The following is a 19,130-nucleotide window of genomic DNA, read 5'->3' as shown; positions in this document are numbered from 1 at the left end:
CCGGATGGATAATTTCATGAGTAGCTGGTTACGACTACTGCTGTTAATGTCATTGGCTGGCAATGTATTTGCTGGCGATGATGTAAAAACCTTAAGCGCAGCATCCACATCAACAACATCAACAACATCCACTACACCTGTAGCGCCGTTGGCTCTATTGTCGCAGTTTAAACCGCTGACGATAGCCAGTGGCACATTTGTGCAAAACAAGTATTTCACTGTGCTTAACAATCCAGTGACTTCTACGGGTGAGCTGTATTTAGATCAAGCCTTAGGATTTGTTTGGCATACCAGTAAACCGATTGCGTCGACCATGATACTCAAAGACGATGGGCTCTTTACCATAGATCATCGTCAGCAGCAGCAACAGATTAAAAATGCCACGCCCATTGCCACTGTACTTATGAGTGCCTTGTCGGGGGATCTGACTGCATTAGAAAGTCAATTTAGCCTAGCTGCATCATCCACAAATACATCATTAACAAAAGCAGTATTAACAAAAACAGCATCTACCAGCCAAACCTGTATTGAACTGACGCCAAAAGACGAGACTATCGCCAAAGTGATGCGCGTTATTGAATTGTGCGGCGGGGATACGGTTGAGCATTTAGTGCTGTTTGAAACATCCGGTAATCGTACCGAGATAGAACTTAGTTTGACTGCGGTTGCTGAACTGCCAAAGGCCATCCGTGAGCAACTCTAACCTTAGTGCTAACAACTGTAACCAACGCCATGATAGTAAAATAAGTAGCAAAAGCAGTCATAAAAAACGTGGCTTGAAGTTATATCTATTGCAATTGCTCGCCGTATTGCTGTTAGCGGGCTATCAGCTCGGCTGGGGTCAATGGCAGATAGAGACCAATATCTTGTCGTTATTGCCTCATGACAATCAAGCTCAGGCTAGTCAGAAACAAGATATCAATCAAGCCAAATCAGCGCTATTCCAACAAGCCAATCAGCGTGTGCTGGTGGCGATTTCTGGCGAGCAGGCAATACCAGCTTATAAACAACTAGCTAAAACGATCAGCACATTTGATGGCATTGAAAATGAAGCCATGACAGTGCCGGATATCAAGGACATTATCGCCTTCTATCAGCCTTATCGTGATAGCGTCATGACAGCTGACTATCAAGCTTTACTGACAGAGTCTTCAGCGACATTAACCACAGCCCAAGCCATTAATAACTTTGTGTTAGGTAAGCTGACCCAAGTTAGCGACCCATTTGTCAGCGGCAGTTTAGCGATTGCCCCACGGTTAAATTTGGCCGATTTCTTAGCGACAGGTCTAGCGCAGTTACAATCGTTCGAAACAGAACAGGGCATTATTGTCGTTAACCAAGACGGCTTAAAACATTACATCATGCCGATTAAGGTTGATGTTGATGGTTTCTCGGTTAAACAAACACAAGCTTTTTCGCAGCAGTTACAAGCGGATTTTCAGCAATTAGAGACCCAGTTTGATGTAGATGTGCTTTATAGCGGGGTATTGTTTCATACTGCAGAATCAAGTCAGCAAGCCGAATTTGAAATGTCGACCTTTGGCGTGATCTCACTGCTGGCGGTGTTACTGATGATTTTGGCGGTATTTCGCAGTGCCAAACCGGTAAACTTAGCCTTGTTGGTATTAGCCATCTCGGTGGTTTATGGCTTAACGGCGGTCGTTACTTTATTCAATCAACTGCATTTACTTACTTTAGTTTTCGCTGTGACCTTAATTGGTATTGTCATTGATTACTGCTTTCATGCTTTTGTTAATCTCAGTGTTAGTTGCAATAGCAATAGCCAAGGTGGCATTAAATCGATTCGTACTGCGTTATGTCTGGGCTTTATTACCACGGCATTGGGTTATGCGGCGTTAATCATGTCGCCATTATCATTGCTTAGCCAGGTGGCGGTATTCATGATTTTCGGTTTATTTGGCGCACTGTTAACGGTGTTGTTATTACTGCCGTATTTAAACCTCAGTGGCAAAATCAGTGTCACCCCAAGTGTATGGATCTTAACGGACAAGTTGAATGTGTGGTTAAGCCGTTTACATCAGCAACGCCGCGTTATATTTGTGGTGTTAAGTGTTGGTTTAGTCAGTGCTGTGGTTATCGATGATATTAATTTTAATGATGATATCCGCTTACTTAATTCCAGCCCGGCGTTTTTGATTGATAACGAAATCAACATGGCGAAGCTAATGGGCTACCAACACAGTCAGCGTATTGTTATCAGCGCTGATGACAGTGAAACCTTGCTGCAACGCCAAGAAGCATTATTAGCTCAGTTAGCAACTCAGCCTGATTTAACGGTGAAAAGTATGGCCAGTTTATTGCCATCAGTTGCTAAACAGCAGCGTAATAATGCCTTATTGAAACAAGCTGAGCAGCAACAGCACTTTGCTGTGGGACTCGGCACGTTAGGCTTGGTTGATGCGGTAGATGACTTTGCGCCGCTGACATTGGCTGAATTTAATGCTGGACCACTGCAGGCACTATCATCAATATATATTTACCAATATCAAACGGGTGATAGCAGCAGTAATCTAGATAACAGTCGCAATGTTAAAGATCATAAATACGCACTCTGGGTTGAAACCTCGGGTGTAGCACTAAATAGTGAATTACAGCAATGGATTGCAACGCAAGCAGACATGAGTATAGATAACAAACCTGCGGAAGTGACAGCAGCATTAAGCCATTACCGCCAAGCATTATTCTTGCTGTTTGCAGGCGCGGTATTGGTGGTGACGATTGTATTGTGTCTACGCTTTGGTTTAACGCAAGGGTTATTAGGCTTACTCAGTATTGTGCTGAGTGCTGGTGGGGCGTTATTGTTAACGCAATTCAGCTTAGGCCATCTTAATATCTTTAACTTGTTAGCTGTGTTGTTGATCCTTGCCTTGGCTATCGATTATGTGATCTTCTATCAAGAGCATGGTTTACAGCGCAATACCGTTTTAGCTATTACCTTATCGGCTATTTCATCGGCCTTGGTATTTGGCGTACTTGCGCTAAGTGTGACGCCAGCGGTGGAAAGTTTTGGCTTAACTGTTATGTTTGGCATTTTACTGGTGTTTCTATTAGCTCCCTTAAGTGCGAAAACATTAGCTCTCTTAAGCGCAAAAGCAACAGCGCCGTTAAGTGTGGTGAACTCCGAGGTTGAAAAATGAAATTGAGCTGTTTAGCTAAACTAAGCTTACCGAGAATAAGCGCTGTACGATGCTCGATGTTAGTATTGACGATGTTAGTATTAACCGGTTGTATCAGTATGCCGCAAAGCCATTTAGTCACTATGGCGCCTAATGTCACCTTACAGCTCACCGCGCCGCCGCAAGCATTACAAATGCAGGCGAAAACCCAGTTAATTGAAGCAGAGTTTAACGGTGAGAGGCAGAGTTTATTAGCGCAGGTTGAGTTCACCGACACGCAGATTAAACTCGTGGCGATGACCCCCTCTGGCATTCCGCTGTTTGATGTATTGTGGAGCGTGGAAGATGACGCGATTATCAACCAATATGTGCCAGTACCGGGATTAGATATCAGTTATGTGATTGCTGATCTGCAATGGGTTAACTGGCCGTTTTCACAATTGCAGTTAGCAACCAATGGTTCATTTACTGAAGAGTTTAATAATAACGTCGGTCAAACCACAACTGATTGGACGCGCACTTTAAGCCAAGATGGACAAGTCATTCTAACTGTCGAGAAGTTCGATAATCGCTATATCCTTAAGCATTTATTACGTGATTATCAAATAACAATAACAGAATTAACCAAGGTGTCACTGTGAGTATCTGTCTAAAAGATTTTGGTGTGGTATGCGCACTAGGTGATTCAAAAGCCTCGGTAGCCGCTGGATTATTGCAAGGTAGTCGTGAAGGCTTGGTACTCGATAGTGAGTTACCCAATGCTGAAGCGCAATATGTCGGTCGGGTGGCAGATTCGACTTTTGATAAAACAGTGGCAAATATTAGCATGGACAGCAAAGGCCAACAGCTGACTCGTAATGACAAGCTTGGTCAATTAGCTTATTTACAGATAGCCGATACCCTGGCACCTTTGCTTGCTGAATTTGGTCAACACCGTATCGCAGTCGTGATCGGCACCAGTACCTCGGGTATTGAATATGGCGAGCAAGCATTAAAACATAAGATGGCTACGGGTGAATACCCTGAAAATTACCATTACCGCATGCAGGAAATGGGTACAACGGCGCAGTTTATTGCTGATTTATGCCAAGCTAAAGGCCCTGTTTATAGTATTTCTACTGCCTGTTCCTCGAGCGGTAAAGCCTTAGTCAGCGCGCAGGCATTACTTGATACTGACTTAGCTGATGTGGTGATTGCGGGTGGCGTTGATAGCTTAGCTAAATTGACTGTTAATGGTTTTAAAGCATTAGCATCAACGGCAACTGCGCAGAACAACCCGTTTGCGGCAGACCGTGACGGCATTAATATTGGCGAAGCGGCGGCCTTATTTATCGTCACCAAAGAGCAAGGCGGCATTCAATTGTTAGGCGCGGCGGAAACTTCTGATGCCCACCATTTATCGGCGCCCCATCCTGAAGGTGAAGGCGCGTTACGGGCGATGCAATCGGCATTGGCTGAAGCGCATTTGCAAGGTGAGCAAGTCGATTATGTAAACTTACATGGTACAGGCACACCGAAGAATGATGACATGGAAGCCAAAGCCATGCTCAACGCTTGTGGCAGTAAGGTATTGTGCGGGTCGACTAAGGGCATGACTGGACATACATTAGGTGCAGCAGGCGCATTAGAAGCGGGTATCTGTTGGTTGTTATTGCATGACGAATATAACCCATTAAACAAAGTACCAGCCAATGTTAGCGATGGTGAGCTTGATAGCAGCCTTGCGCAGATCAACTTAGCGGATGCAAATAGCACTACAGCTAAATTACAAACGTGCATGAGCAATTCATTTGCTTTTGGCGGTAACAATATCAGTCTAGTGATAGGAAAACAGCAGTGAATAAATCTCCAGTAGCGAGCAAGTACCCAATAGCGGACGTATTACCGCATAGCGCGCCAATGATCTTGCTTGATGAACTGGTGAGTTATGACGACGAAAACGTCAGTTGCCGCGTGACTATTACGCCGACTATACCTTTCTTTGATAACGCCAAACAAGGCGTACCCAGTTATGTTGGTTGTGAATACATGGCGCAAACTATTGCTGCATACGGCGGCGCCCATGCACTCGATGATGCTGGTGAAGTGAAAATAGGTTTTCTATTAGGTTCGCGAAAATACCACGCCGAAGTGGGAGTCTTTAAAGTCGCGCAGACCTTGTTAATCGAAGCAAAAAAACTAATTCAAGACCAATCAGGACTGTGTGTTTTTGATTGCGTTATAAAAGATGAAGAGAATGCGGTGTTAGCACAAGCTAAAATTAATGTATTCCAACCGCAGGACCCAGCACAATTTTTAAAGGATAATCATGAGTAAACGTATTTTAGTAACAGGCTCAAGTCGTGGACTGGGTAAAGCGATCGCACTGCAATTGGCCAAAGACGGCTTTGATATTAGCGTGCATTGTCGTTCTGGCGTTGCAGCCGCGAAGGATACGTGTGCGCAAATTGCGGAACTCGGTCAAGCGACTAGCTTATTACAATTTGATGTGTGTGACAGAGCGGCAGCTAAAGCGAGTATTGAAGCCGACATTGCTGAACATGGCGCTTATTATGGCGTAGTGTGCAATGCCGGTATTACTCGCGACATGGCATTTCCATCAATGGAAGGTGAAGACTGGGATGACGTGATCCGCACTGGATTAGATGGTTTTTACAATGTGATTCACCCAACCGTTATGCCGATGGTACGTGCTAAACAAGGTGGCCGAATTGTCACCATGGCCTCTGTTTCTGGCATCATGGGTAACCGTGGCCAAGTCAATTACAGTGCTGCTAAAGGCGGTATTATTGCGGCCTCAAAAGCGTTATCTCTGGAGTTAGCAAAACGTAAGATCACGGTAAACTCGGTCGCGCCGGGTTTAATCGAATCTGACATGACTCATGATCTACCGCTAGATGAAATCAAAAAAATGATCCCATTAAAACGCATGGGTAAACCGGAAGAAGTCGCGGGTACAGTGTCATTCTTAATGTCTGATTGCGCAGCGTACATCACTCGCCAAGTTATCTCTGTTAACGGTGGATTAGTTTAATGAGAAGAGTTGTTGTAACAGGCATGTCTGCGATCACCGCGCTTGGTGATGATTGGACTACCTTTAAAGCGGGCTTAGAGAAGGGCGAAAATGCCGTTAAAGTGATGCCAGAGTGGGATTATCTTGACGGTTTGAATACCCGTTTAGCGGCGCCAGTATTGCATTTTGAAAAGCCGAAACATTATAAGCGCAAGCAAGTACGTTCTATGGGTCGAGTATCATTGATGTCGACGCGGGCAACGGAATTGGCGTTAGAACAGGCACAATTATTAGATCACCCGGCATTAACCGATGGCAGTACCGGTATTTCCTACGGTTCATCAGTGGGTTCTACCGAGCCGCTGATTAACTTTAGCCGGATGATGGACACGGGTAATATGTCTGGCGTCACAGCGACCAGTTATATTCAAACCATGTCTCATACCGCGCCTGTGAACGTGGGTGTATTCTTTGGTCTGACGGGGCGTGTGATCACTACAAGTTCTGCCTGTACCTCGGGTTCACAAGGTATTGGTTATGCGTATGAAGCGATTAAATTTGGTCGTCAAAACCTCATGGTTGCTGGTGGCGCAGAAGAACTGTGTATTACCGAAGCGGCGGTATTTGATACCTTGTATGCAACCAGTGTTAAAAACGATACACCAGCACTGACACCGCGCCCATTTGATAAAGACCGTGATGGTCTGGTTATTGGCGAAGGTGCTTGTACGCTGATTTTAGAAGAGCTAGAGCATGCACTTGCACGTGGCGCGACGATTTATGCTGAAGTGATCGGCTTTGGTTGTAACTCGGACGGTAAACACGTTACCCAACCAACCGCTGAAACGATGCAAATTGCCATTGAACAAGCGGTTGCAGATGCCAACATCGATATCGCTGAAATCGGTTATGTGTGCGCGCACGGTACAGCAACAGATCGTGGTGATATAGCGGAAACTAATGCCACTGCCAATGCCCTTGGTAGAAAACCAATTAGTTCATTAAAGAGCTATTTAGGCCACACCTTAGGTGCGTGTGGTGCGATTGAAGCGTGGGCATCCATCAACATGATGCAAGACAACTGGTTCGCACCAACGATTAATCTCGATAGCATAGCTGAAGAGTGTGGCGATCTGGATTACATTCGCGGTGAAGGTCGCGAGATCCACACCGACGTGGTGATGAGTAATAACTTTGCCTTTGGTGGTATCAATACCTCGCTGATCTTTAAGCGTTGGAATACATAGCGTTAGAATAAATCGCATTGGAATAAAAACGCGCCTTACTTGTCATCAAGTGGCGCGTTTTTTTATGCTTGAATTTTGACAGTGCTAAATGTTTTTAGTTAAGAAGTTAATCACGTAATCACTGGCTGCTTTACTATCAGGGCAGTGACCAACCTTACCAAAAAATGCCGTTTCACCTTGTGATGACAATGCGGCGGTTTTCTGCACATCTTCAGGCATCGCCACTGGATCTTTATTGGTATTGATGGCTAACAATGGCGTATCAATTCGCGCTTTACCATCAAAGTAACCACGGGTTGCCAGTGAATACTTAGCTGCGTTATTTATGTAGTAGTTCATATCACTCGGGTCGCCACCTAAACGTGCAATCAGTGCATCTGCTGACATGGCAGGAATGAAGTCGAGTAACTTCGCATTTGTTAACGGTCCATCAACCAAGGAGCAACGTGCGACTACCGCTTTTAATTTTGGCTCGTTAAGGGCAAATTCAAGCAGGGCAGGGCCGCTACCAGAAGAACCTAGTACACCAATACGATCAGCGTTGATATTGTCGTTTTGTTGTAAAAATTTAAAGGCCGCGTTATGGGAACTATCCAGCTCACCTAGTGTTAATGCATGTTTGTAATCTAATCCGCCGCCAGGCATATCAAAGGTTAATACCGCGTAACCTTGAGCATTTAATTTTAGCACTGATTCGTGGTGTTCGATTAGGGTTTTATCTACACCGCCAGACCAGATCACCGCAGGCAAGTTAGTGCCTTGTACTGGTAAATGTAAGATACCTGGAACGCTTGTGCCATCGGCTAGCGGTAAGCGTACAAGTTCGACATTATCACCGGCTAGTTGCAGTGATTTAACGTAACTGTTTACGGCATTATCGAGCGCGAAAATTTCATTCGGGCGCTTTAGATTCGGGTAACTGGCAATAAGGTACATGGTGGATGCTTTCATGTAGGCTTTTGCTGCCGCTTTAGGGTCTTTTAATTGCTGTGCTTGCTGTAGTAATAAATCAGCCGCTTGCGAGAATTCATAAGTCCAATATGTCGGTAAGTTCAGGTTTTCTGCATCTCTTAACTTACCATCGCTGTTAATAGCTTGTAATACTTTCTTAATTTCTATTTCAGCCAAACCGGTTTTGGTCCAATCTTCAAAGCGTAAACCGCGATAAAAGTCTTGTTGGATCTCGTCTAAATTATTCTTAAAACTAGAGTGACTAGCGATATTGGTATCTGTCGTTTGTGCTTGAGCGCTTAACGACAACATTGGCGCCACAATTGGCGAAAACATTGACGACAAGAGTAATGGTAAGAGTAGTTTTCTCATTATAATTGTATGCCTATCCTTGGTGGTTATGATTATTATAGACAATTTAATGTCGAATTTTTGTCGTGATGGCGGCTATATTTATTCGCTCGAGTAAAAAGTTTATAAGCGCGAGTGAAAATGTTTTTGGACAGATCTAATTTACTGTAGACTTATCGCATATATTTAAACGGTTTAGAGATGCGTAATGGAATCATTCGACAAAATATACCACCGAGCAGCGGAACGTAAGGGTGGAGAGCAAGCATTAGCATATTTGATATCGCAACCACTGACAAACGATGAGCTTGTTAGAGTGACGGACAGCGATGTATTAGCTGAGTTTACTCGGGCGATCTTTAAATCAGGGTTTGTATGGCGAATTATTGAAATTAAGTGGGCCGGATTTGAAGAAGTGTTCTGGGGTTTCGACATTGATAAACTGATCTTAATGCCTGATGACATGTTAGAACGTAAAGCCGCTGATACTAAAATCATTCGTAATTACACTAAAGTAAAAACAGTGCGTGATAATGCCCAGTGGCTAAAAGAGATCTGTGAAGAATACGGTTCGGTATCTCAATGGTTAGCGCAATGGCCTGCAGATGATGTTGTTGGCTTGTGGCAATACATGAAAAAACATGGCAGTCGTTTAGGGGGTAATACTGGTCCTTATGCACTGCGTCGATTAGGTAAAGATACCTTTATTTTAAGCTCTGACGTGGAAGCTTATTTCCGCGGTCATAAACTTATCGATGGTGGCCTAATGACAAAACGTAGTTTGACGACGATTCAAAATGCCTTTAACCAGTGGCAAAAACAGTCCGGTTATAGCTTACAAGAGCTAAGCCAAATTATCGCTTATTCGGTTGGTGATAACCGTGTTGGTTTTAGTGCCGAGACTTTTAATGAAGACAAAGAGAGTCAAAATGATGAATAAGTTAATACTTACCGTGTTATTGCTGTGTGCCTCGATATTGCCAGCACAGGCGCTGACCGTTAAATTTAGTGAAGCAGAACTACAAGAAAAAGTCAGCAAGCAGATGCCGTTAATAAAGAAAACTTCTTTTATGACGGTCGAGTTAACCAATCCGATACTAACGTTAGCGAAAGACAAAAATGAAATTGAATTGCAGCTAAACGTTAAACTGTTAATGGGCGAGTTAGAGAACCAAGGCTATGCTCGACTCACAGGTTCATTGAGCTATAAAGCTGCTGATGCGGCGTTTTATGTCACCAATATGCAAGTGCATGAAGTGAGAGTCGAAGGCATGCCTGAATTCTTTACCCCACAAGTGAAGCAAATGGCGGAGCAGGTGGTTAATCCGGTACTGGATAAAATGCCAATTTATAAACTCAAAGATGACGTAACCCAAACCATGGTTAAAGCGGTATTAGAGTCCATTGAAGTACATAATAAGACCTTAATTGCGACGCTTAGTGTGATTTAAGCATTATGTTAAGCGGTATTTTTTTGTCTGTAATAACCTAGATCGCAATAATAATATTGTGATCTATGTCATGTTTTGGTATTATCCCTATAGAGGTACTTTAGATTGCTGGTTTAGCAAATTCTACTGTTCTCGAGAATCTGTTTTCTAAAGTAAGGATATTTTATTTTGACAATTCAACAGTCTATACAGGTCCGTGATCGCGATTGTGCTAAACAGATCGTGGGTGATAGCCACCAAGTTAATTGTAAGGGTGACAAGATAGAGAATATTGCACAGCTGTTAATGCATTTAGGCATGGACGACATCAAGGATAAGTGTGATGACTGTGATATTGAGGTTCGTAATGCTTGTTTAGCCAAGCAGTCGCAGACCGAACTAGTCAAGCGGGCTAAAATAGCTACTGAGAGAATGGTTACTGAGAAAAAAATAGCTGAGAAAAGAATAGCTGAGAAAGCAGACACTGACAGCCAGTGTGTTGAGACGCATTTGTTAAGCAATCGGTTGTTGAACGGCAAAGAGCGTAGCATAGAAAATAAGCTTATTTTAAGCAGTATTTTTGCCAGTATGTTTGTTGTCGCAATGCGATTTTAATAACTAGATTTAATAGCTCGATTTAATAACAAATAGGCCCTGTATAAACAGGGCCTATTACGTTTAGTCAAACAGTTAAACGATTCGCTTTAACCAGTAAACATTATAGTTTAAACACGCCAACCATATCACCAAGACGCATCGACAGATCACGCAGTTCGTGACTTGATTTCGCTAAACCTTCCGCGGTATCTGCAGTACTCTGAGTGATGTCATTAATCTCAACAATATTCTGGTTAATTTCATTCACCACTGTCGACTGTTCTTCTGTTGCTGTTGCCACTTGGGTATTCATGTCCGAGATCATGCAAATACGCTCACCGATAGACACTAATGCTGCCGAGGTATCTGTTGTCGCAATTGTCCCTTGTGTGGTTAACTCACGGCTTTTCAGCATAGCTGCAACGGCACTTTTCGCTTCATTTTGTAAGTTATCAATCATAGTTTGAATTTCGTTGGTTGATTGCGCAGTACGGCTGGCTAAATTACGTACTTCATCAGCAACCACGGCAAAACCACGACCTTGCTCACCGGCACGTGCAGCTTCAATTGCAGCATTTAAAGCCAGTAGGTTGGTTTGCGCCGAAATGCTGCTAATCACTTCTAAAATACTACCAATCGCTTGGGTATTATTGGCTAATGAGTCGATGACTTGGCTCACTTCATCAACATCACCTGCTAGCTGGTGGATAAGGCTACTGGCTTGAGAGACGACATGTTGGCCATTACGGGTGTCGGTTTCAGCGCTGTGTGCTTCACCTGCTGCATTGGATGCATTCGTGGCAATCTCATTAACCGTAGCGCCCATTTCATTAATGGCTGTTACCACAAGGAAAGTACGATCGCGTTGTTCATGGCTATTATCTAAGGTAATTTGCGCTTTGTTAGCAACTTCAGTAGCCGCGTGCTGCAAGGCTTCACCTGTACGTGATACTTCTTGCATTGAATCGTGGATCTTAGTAATGAAGCTATTAAAGCCCAATGACAGTTGCGCTATCTCATCATGACCTTGAATATCGATACGTTGACGTAGATCGCCATCACCATTACCAAGCTCTGCAAAAACATCAGCGATACGTTGAATTGGGCGGGTAATATTGTTACCTAACCAGATAGCAATGAAGGTAAAGGCGAGGGCAATGCCCAACGTCCATAACATGATCTTATTATTGGCTTGTGACAACGTTGCAAACGCTTCTTCGGTCGGTAGTTCTGCGATCACATACCAATCCATTGACGGAATATAACTACTGGCAATAAGTGTGTCACGCCCAGCTACAGTCGACTCACTCATATTAAACGTGTTTTTTTGTAATAGCGTTGTTGCGACATCACGGTTATATAGACTACCTAAGTCCGCTTTACTGATTTGGTTATTATCTTTGTGCAAGCGTACGGTACCGTTGGCATCAACCAGGTATACAAAACCAGTTTGTTCTAGTTTGAATTGGTTAATAAAATCAACCATGTCATCAAGTGACTTAGAGAAACCCGCCATTCCCAAACCATTGAGCTGTTGGTAATTAATGAATAACTTGGTTTCGCCGTTTGATTCTTTAAAAATACTCACCGATTGGGATTTATTACCGCTGGTGAAATTATAGAACCAGCTATCTTGTTGGTGATTTAACTGACGTAAAAAACCATCTTGATTCCAGTAGTTGCCATTCGTACGGTTAGCAATGGAAGCATCAATAAGTTGATATTGATTTTTAACATCATTCAACGTTTGTACTAATTGTTGTTCTTGTTGCGGCGTCGTTGTTTCTGCAAGACGTTCTAGCATAAAGCGGTTTGTGGCTAACTGCTGAGCGGCTTGTTGTATGGTTGATATTTCTTTATCGACTTCATTACGGATCTGCATTAGTTTCGCTGGTAGCTCAGATGTCGTTAAGCGCGTTTCGATGACGTCTTTGGCTAGGTTTTTACTCACGAATCCGACGAGTAAGGTCGCTGTGATCACAGCACTAATCATCGTAATGATCAGTTTTTGTTTGATGCTAAATTGACTGAAATTCATTAGGGTATTGTCCTAGCCTATAGATAAGAAAATTTGAATTATTATAATTATGTTTCACATAATACGTTAATTAACTGGTTAACGGCTGAAATGCTGAAACCTTTAGTTATATAAGTTAACTTTGAAGATATTTTTAACTAATTAAACTACCGAGTGTTTAAAAAATGGCATTTTTATAGTATAAGAGCGGGTTGAATTAAGAATATCCCCAAATTAGGAACTGAAAATGTCTAAAATGTTTTTCAAAGGTCGTATTGACGCAAGATTAAGTCACGTTAAAGCGGGTTATAACACTAAACGTGATATTAAACTTGGGACAGAAGAATCGCCTTTAAACTTGATCGTTCAAACGCCAGAGCGTCAAACTGAAATTGAAGCAATTTTAGCGGAAACAAAATTAGTTGCGAACATTGAAGTAAATGCAGATAAAGAAGAAAATATCCGTGATTTAGACGGTATGTTAAATAAACCAAAAACAACTGTATTCGAAAAAACCCCGAATCGTAATGAACCTTGCTTATGCGGCAGTGGTAAAAAATACAAAAAATGTTGTGCTTAAGCTGTTTTAGCTATACATATTTTTAATGTTTAAACTATTTATTATTAAGCCCTTAATTATTTGATTAAGGGCTTTTTTTTATCTGCGTGCTTATTGTTAATCGCGACCGTTAGCTTCAATTATCGGCAATGTTACCGGTAACATAAGCCACTTAACTTGCCATATCGCCACTGACTTAATCAGCGCTATTAATATAATCTGATGTTACTAAAATTACGCACATATAAATAAGGAGATCTATATGAGTTTGTTGTATTTTTTTTGGTGGCTTGCGTCTATCAATTAAACTCGTACAGCACGTTTGCTGACAGGGATGCAAAAAAGATTGAATGTAAATCAGCCTGGCAGGGATGAAAAGAAGTGCTTCTACACTTAAGTAATGTTTCTTTACATTCAATCTTTAGCATAAAAATAGCCTTACTCACTATGTGATAAGGCTATTTTTTTACCTATTTTTTATACTTACATAATTCCCAAGCTTTGTTTTAACAGTTTCAAGTAACGGCGGCTTACCGGCAGTGTTTGACCACTGTTGGTCATGATCTCCGCCAAACTATTATCCAATAGCTGGATCTCTTTAATGGCTTTTAGATTAACTAAGTATTGACGATGACAGCGGATCATCGGGGTTTTCTCTTCCAATATCTTTAACGTTAACTGACTTGTCGCTTCTTGCTGACCGGTATTAATGTATACGCCTGATAGCCCACTGTGGGCAAACTCAATATCTTGTGTCGCGATAATCAAAATACGATTGTGACCAATACAAGGTATGTGTTCTAAGTGTGCTTTTGTTATGGCATCATAACTTGGTAGTTGAGTTGATTTAACCAAGCGTGCAACGGTTTTTTGTAAGCGCGCGGGATCAACCGGTTTAAGCAGATAGTCAAAGGCATTTTCTTCAAACGCTTGTACGGCATACTGGTCATAAGCGGTTGAAAACACCACTTTAGGCATGGTATCAGTATTCAACATTGACAGCATTTCAATACCGGTGATCTGCGGCATTTGAATATCTAAAAATATAACATCAGGCTTTAATTTATTAATTAATTGTAAGCCTTCAATTGCATTTCCTGCTTGCTCAATAACTTGGATCTGCTTGGTTTCATGTAATAATTCGATTAACTCTTCACGAGCATACTGTTCGTCGTCAATGACAATAGCATTAAGCATGAGTTAGTATTCCTTATTCGTTGTTATCGTATTGGTTGGCAGCAAAAATGATACTTGGGTCAGCTTATTTTTAGTGACTGAAATCTGCAGACTGGAGCGCTCATTAAAATGATTAATCAGCCGCTTATCTACTATTTTAAGTCCTAACCCGGTGTTTTCTTCTTCGCTAGTGACAAATGTACCGGCATTATCGGTGACAAAAATACGGATGCCTTCTGGCGTATTATGACTGTATATCTCTAATTTACCTGCGCTTAACATCGTTGAAATACCGTGCTTGATGGCATTTTCAATCAGTGGCTGCAGGGTAAAACTGGGCAGTTTGATATCCATTAATGCGGGTGATATATCAACGCGGACACTAAGCCTGTTAGTCAGTCTGGCTTGTTCTATCGTCAGGTAAGCATTTACATGTGATAACTCTTCACGCAAGCTCACCGATTCGATGTTCTGTTTTAGATTCTTGCGGAAAAACTGCGAAAGATGCTGGATCAATATCCGCGCTTTCTCCGGCTCACGGCGGGTAACTGCGCTGATCGTCGTTAAGGCATTAAACAGAAAGTGTGGGTTAACTTGCGCGTGTAGTAATTTCAGTTCAGCTTGGGTTAACAAGGTCTGCTGTTGTTGGTAATGACCCAGTAATATATGACTAGACAGTAATTGGGCGATACCTTTTGCCATGGATATGTTGATGTTCGACAGCAGTTTGCGACGTGGTTCATAGAGTTTTATGGTACCGACTACTTTGTTATCGCCATTGCGTAGCGGTAAAATAATTGCTGTACCTAGGCTACATTTTCTGTCAATCGCACACTGGTAGACATTGGTGGTATTGTTTAAATCAATGATGCGGTTTTCATCGATAGATTGTTGGATGTGGCTGGAAATCGGCACGTTAGTACGATGGTGCTGTTCGCCGACGCCAACAAAGGCAAGGACATGATTAGTGTCTGTGATGGCGATAGCGGCGACGTTAGTCTCTTGATGAATGATGGTGGCGATGGTATGCGCACTTTCAGCATTCAAGCCCTGATTGAGAATACCGACACTGCGATCGGCAATTCTGAGTGCACGTTGCGAGAATACCGTTGAATACTTTTCATAAATCGACTTCCGATCTTCGATAATACTCATGAATAATACCGCACCTATGGTATTAGCTGTGATCATTGGCAGTGCGACTTCACGGACCAGACTATACGCTTGCTCATAAGGTTCAGCGACAACTAGTACAATCGCCATCTGTGTCAGCTCTGCCACAAGGGTGACCAGAAAGACAACTTGCGGCTTGAATAAATAGTTGATCTTATTATTTCGAAGCAGATAAATATGCAATAAGCCACCGATTAAGCCTTCAACGGATGTTGATATCGCGCAGGCCACGTCGGTAAAACCGCCCATGAAGTAGCGATGTATACCACCAGTCATACCAACTGCCAAACCCACAACTGGGCCACCAAATAGTCCGCCCATGACAGCGCCGATAGCACGGGTATTAGCGATTGCACCTTCGTATTGCAGACCAAAGTAACTGCCCATAATGCAAAATATCGAAAACAATACATAACAACTTAGCTTATGTTCCCAACGCGAGGATATGTTTAATAAAGGCATGAAAATGGGGGTTTTGCTAAGCAAGTAAGCAAACACCAGATAAACACACATTTGTTGTAATAGAGAGGGGATCAAATCCATAATTGCATCTCATTTTATATATGTATAACAAACAGTAACGTTATTTTTATACGTTATGTGTATAACGTAATTAGCTAAATTTACTGTTTATTTATGAATGAGTCAGGATACACAAACTTGTAAAAAAAACCTATTAAATATAATAGTTTAGATGGATTTGGTGGTTATTTGAATGAATAATAACATTTCGCTTAAATCGACTGCAATTTTGTACTGTCATTTAATAATACCAAAGGAGTAATGTGATACTTTCCAATTATTTATCCATAGTATTTACAGGGGGTAATAGTTATAATTGGTTATTCATCATTGTAAACGGAATTTATATGTCATTAATGCACCAAGTTATTCAAAGTTTCCCAGGATTAATGGCTGTTAAGAAATTAACTGGTGAACATGTCGTTGTAAATGAAAGCTATAAAGGCTTTTTTCCATTCGATGTACATGGACTAACCCTTGATGACATTATAGATAAAATTGAAGACAAAGATGTGATTGACCTATTACTCCAGTGCAAAGCCAATGATGCAGCGGCGTTAGCTGAACCGGATAAAATGAAAACCAGTATTGAAACTTTTCTTGATACTAGCTTTGAATCGGTACGCTATATCATGCAAGAGGGTGGTGATGAGTTTATGGCGTTATTGTCTTGGGATATCACCGAAAAAGTAAACACGGCGAATAAGCTTAATGCACGTTTACAACATGATGATTTAACTGGCATAGCAAATAAATCGGCATTAATGCAGCGTACTTTTAATAACAACAATACTGTGGTTTATCTGGACCTTGATAATTTCAAACGAATTAATGATACTTTTGGTCATCTGAAGGGTGATGAGATGTTGATTAAGTTTGCATTATTTATCAATAATCAGTTACGTGATAAAGACACGATATATCGCGTTGGCGGTGACGAATTTGTGCTGGTATTTGAAAATGTTAGTGAAGCTAAAATAGAGCAACGGTTATCGCGTATACGCTCATGTGTAGAGCAAGATGGTGATTTCCTTGGTATGTCATTTAGTTTTGGTATGCGGGCTATGCAACAAGACATTAGCTTGGCAGGAGCATTAGATATTGCCGATAAGCAATTGTATATTAATAAGAAAAAGCGTAGAAATCTACGTGTATAATGACAGTTAGCAGCATACAGATACGCTGCTAACCTTTTAAATCACGAGAATGCTAATTCGATATCATTTTTTAATTGTACTAACTCACTGCACATCGATGGTGAACCTTCGTTAAAATCAAAGGTTTTATCATTTAGCGCACAGATAGTGCCAACGACCACACCTTGATTCACCAGTGGAAAACCAAGATAAACCCCTAAGTTGAATTTCACGTAATCTTCATTGCCTTTCCATTCGTCATCAATACTGGCGTCGGGAATAAATACCGGTTGTGCCGTATCAACAACGCGCTCGCAATACAATTCGTGACAACCTGGTTGTCTACTTTTAGGGCCACAATCACCAACATTATAAATAGTTTGTTCATTGGCCACGACAACTTCCATTGTGTCCGGCTTTGACTCCATGATCAGGATTGAGTGTAAACCTGAATGTTCAGCAAGCGTATTAAGGCGCTCTTGCCATTCACCGAATGATTGTGTGATGTTATCAAATGGCATATTAAATTCCTTATTTCCGTATTTGGAGTTTTTTGATTATACCTATTAAGAGTGCTTTTTTAGTTGATTAGATCGCACTTTTACAAACTTAACAGTAAATTATTGTCAGCGAAACGGCATACATTAATATCTTAATCCTGCTGACTTTTAGCCTATGTCGATACTTACTGTAGCAGCAGTTGCTGGTTGCAGCAATAGCATGGTTAATTGGCCATGCTATGGTGCGAGCTCTTTGTTACAAGATTAAAACGGTGCTGGATAGCGTTTAAACACGGCGCTAATATCAGCTAATGCTTGCGGTGTTAACGGCGTTGCAAAGGCATTAATGTTTTCTGTCAGTTGCGGCAGGGTCGTCGCGCCGATAATCGTCGAGGTGACACCATCGACTTGGTCGCACCAAGCTAAAGCTAATTGTGCAGGAGTGATACCATGCTGGTGGGCAATCTCTGCATATTCAGCCGTCGCAAGTTGGGCTGCATCAGTGTTTCTATACAGCTTATTCGGTGGCGAGAATGTCCAGCGGCTGCCTTCCGGTCGCGCATTGTTTAAATACTTACCAGATAGCATACCTGTTGCCAGCGGTGACCAAGGTAAATAAGCGATATCTTCATGCACGCAGTTTTCGATTAAATACGGCCAGTCTTTGGCGTGTAACAAATTGAATTCGTTTTGAATCGATACCATGCGTGGTAGGTCATATTGTTGGCTGAGTTTCAGGTAGGTATTAATGCCCCAAGTAGTATCATCAGACAAGCCACAGTAGCGGATCTTACCTGCATCGATACAACGTTTTAACCCTTGTAATATATCCAGCATTTGCGCGGTATGGTCAGCCGCGTTGATATCACTGAAACGGGTATCGTTGGGTGCGTGGCGGCTAAAATGCGGGTTAGGGCGGTTTGGCCAGTGCAGTTGGAACAAATCGATATAGTCGGTCTGCAAACGTTTTAACGAGGCATCCACAGCTTGCACGACTGCATCGCCAGTGATCGGCGCGCCATTACGTACCCAAGGTAAACCTGGACCGGCAATTTTAGTGGCAAGCACGATGTCTTTACGGCGATTAGGGTTTGCCGCTAGCCAATTACCGATAATGGTTTCTGTTTTGCCATAGGTATCTGCTGACGGCGGCACGGCATACATTTCTGCCGTATCGATAAAGTTCACGCCTTGCGACAGCGCGTAGTCAATTTGTTGATTGGCGTCTTGTTGGTTGTTCTGAAACCCCCATGTCATGCTGCCTAAACAGACTCGTGATACAGACAAACCGCTACTACCGAGTATTGAAAATTGCATTGTC

General features: G+C 42.2%; 18 protein-coding genes. 12 read left to right on the top strand and 6 right to left on the bottom strand.

The window, feature by feature from the left end; translation table 11 throughout:
- Positions 1-16: 16 nt before the first annotated feature.
- From CXF93_RS14435 to CXF93_RS14405, 7 genes are read left to right on the top strand one after another with little or no spacing between them, the layout of a single operon-like run.
- On the top strand, positions 17-703 hold the full coding sequence (locus CXF93_RS14435) for an outer membrane lipoprotein carrier protein LolA (protein WP_232784225.1): 687 nt from the start codon (positions 17-19) through the stop codon (positions 701-703).
- The gene (locus tag CXF93_RS14430) at positions 690-3,158 is read left to right on the top strand and encodes an MMPL family transporter (RefSeq protein WP_101063175.1); all 2,469 of its coding nucleotides are present in this window, start codon (positions 690-692) and stop codon (positions 3,156-3,158) included. The genes CXF93_RS14435 and CXF93_RS14430 overlap by 14 nt, the downstream gene beginning before the upstream one ends.
- A 56-nt stretch (positions 3,159-3,214) precedes the next feature.
- Entirely contained in the window at positions 3,215-3,778 is a 564-nt protein-coding gene (locus CXF93_RS14425; protein ID WP_232784224.1) for a DUF3261 domain-containing protein, read from the top strand.
- Complete coding sequence (locus tag CXF93_RS14420) at positions 3,775-4,977, top strand: beta-ketoacyl-ACP synthase (RefSeq protein WP_101063173.1); 1,203 nt, start codon at positions 3,775-3,777, stop codon at positions 4,975-4,977. The genes CXF93_RS14425 and CXF93_RS14420 overlap by 4 nt, the downstream gene beginning before the upstream one ends.
- A gap of 59 nt (positions 4,978-5,036) precedes the next feature.
- Complete coding sequence (locus tag CXF93_RS14415) at positions 5,037-5,453, top strand: hotdog family protein (RefSeq protein ID WP_101063371.1); 417 nt, start codon at positions 5,037-5,039, stop codon at positions 5,451-5,453.
- Complete coding sequence (gene fabG, locus CXF93_RS14410) at positions 5,446-6,171, top strand: 3-oxoacyl-ACP reductase FabG (RefSeq protein WP_101063172.1); 726 nt, start codon at positions 5,446-5,448, stop codon at positions 6,169-6,171. Before CXF93_RS14415 ends, fabG begins: the two co-directional genes overlap by 8 nt.
- Positions 6,171-7,397 (top strand): beta-ketoacyl-ACP synthase, encoded by a 1,227-nt coding sequence (locus tag CXF93_RS14405; RefSeq protein WP_101063171.1) that lies wholly within the window; start codon positions 6,171-6,173, stop codon positions 7,395-7,397. Before fabG ends, CXF93_RS14405 begins: the two co-directional genes overlap by 1 nt.
- Before the next feature lie 84 nt (positions 7,398-7,481).
- On the opposite strand, the gene CXF93_RS14400 is transcribed toward CXF93_RS14405, so the two are convergent.
- Entirely contained in the window at positions 7,482-8,720 is a 1,239-nt protein-coding gene (locus CXF93_RS14400) for an alpha/beta hydrolase (RefSeq protein WP_101063170.1), read from the bottom strand.
- Between the two features lie 187 nt (positions 8,721-8,907).
- Between CXF93_RS14400 and CXF93_RS14395 the strand changes: the two genes are divergently transcribed.
- From CXF93_RS14395 to CXF93_RS14385, 3 genes are all read left to right on the top strand, one after another.
- Positions 8,908-9,639: a DNA-3-methyladenine glycosylase I gene (locus CXF93_RS14395; protein ID WP_101063169.1), complete on the top strand. Its 732-nt coding sequence runs from the start codon at positions 8,908-8,910 to the stop codon at positions 9,637-9,639.
- Positions 9,629-10,150 (top strand): DUF1439 domain-containing protein, encoded by a 522-nt coding sequence (locus CXF93_RS14390; RefSeq protein ID WP_232784223.1) that lies wholly within the window; start codon positions 9,629-9,631, stop codon positions 10,148-10,150. Before CXF93_RS14395 ends, CXF93_RS14390 begins: the two co-directional genes overlap by 11 nt.
- 168 nt (positions 10,151-10,318) lie before the next feature.
- A complete protein-coding gene (locus CXF93_RS14385; RefSeq protein WP_101063167.1) occupies positions 10,319-10,744 on the top strand; it encodes a hypothetical protein in 426 nt (141 codons plus the stop codon).
- Between the two features lie 103 nt (positions 10,745-10,847).
- Here the strand turns inward: CXF93_RS14385 and CXF93_RS14380 are convergent, their stop codons facing one another.
- Positions 10,848-12,764, bottom strand: a complete 1,917-nt coding sequence (locus CXF93_RS14380) for a methyl-accepting chemotaxis protein (protein WP_101063166.1) — start codon at positions 12,762-12,764, stop codon at positions 10,848-10,850.
- 226 nt (positions 12,765-12,990) lie between these two features.
- Between CXF93_RS14380 and CXF93_RS14375 the strand changes: the two genes are divergently transcribed.
- On the top strand, positions 12,991-13,323 hold the full coding sequence (locus CXF93_RS14375; RefSeq protein ID WP_101063165.1) for a PBPRA1643 family SWIM/SEC-C metal-binding motif protein: 333 nt from the start codon (positions 12,991-12,993) through the stop codon (positions 13,321-13,323).
- A gap of 462 nt (positions 13,324-13,785) precedes the next feature.
- On the opposite strand, the gene btsR is transcribed toward CXF93_RS14375, so the two are convergent.
- Together btsR and CXF93_RS14365 are read right to left on the bottom strand one after the other, a co-directional pair.
- Positions 13,786-14,499 (bottom strand): two-component system response regulator BtsR, encoded by a 714-nt coding sequence (gene btsR, locus CXF93_RS14370; protein WP_101063164.1) that lies wholly within the window; start codon positions 14,497-14,499, stop codon positions 13,786-13,788.
- A 3-nt stretch (positions 14,500-14,502) separates the two neighbouring features.
- The gene (locus CXF93_RS14365) at positions 14,503-16,194 is read right to left on the bottom strand and encodes a sensor histidine kinase (protein ID WP_101063163.1); all 1,692 of its coding nucleotides are present in this window, start codon (positions 16,192-16,194) and stop codon (positions 14,503-14,505) included.
- A gap of 326 nt (positions 16,195-16,520) precedes the next feature.
- Here CXF93_RS14365 and CXF93_RS14360 point away from each other — a divergent pair, with 326 nt between their 5' ends.
- Positions 16,521-17,330, top strand: a complete 810-nt coding sequence (locus CXF93_RS14360; protein ID WP_101063162.1) for a GGDEF domain-containing protein — start codon at positions 16,521-16,523, stop codon at positions 17,328-17,330.
- 41 nt (positions 17,331-17,371) lie between these two features.
- Here the strand turns inward: CXF93_RS14360 and CXF93_RS14355 are convergent, their stop codons facing one another.
- Together CXF93_RS14355 and CXF93_RS14350 are read right to left on the bottom strand one after the other, a co-directional pair.
- Positions 17,372-17,830 (bottom strand): GAF domain-containing protein, encoded by a 459-nt coding sequence (locus CXF93_RS14355; RefSeq protein ID WP_101063161.1) that lies wholly within the window; start codon positions 17,828-17,830, stop codon positions 17,372-17,374.
- Positions 17,831-18,073: 243 nt separating this feature from the next.
- Positions 18,074-19,126, bottom strand: a complete 1,053-nt coding sequence (locus CXF93_RS14350; protein WP_101063160.1) for an aldo/keto reductase — start codon at positions 19,124-19,126, stop codon at positions 18,074-18,076.
- Positions 19,127-19,130: the final 4 nt, after the last annotated feature.

Origin of the sequence: Moritella sp. Urea-trap-13 (assembly GCF_002836355.1) — a bacterium.
In the GTDB taxonomy this organism is placed as follows: Bacteria; Pseudomonadota; Gammaproteobacteria; order Enterobacterales; family Moritellaceae; genus Moritella.
The sequence above is the reverse complement of the archived record's forward strand: the minus strand, read 5'-3'. Positions and strand labels throughout refer to the sequence as shown.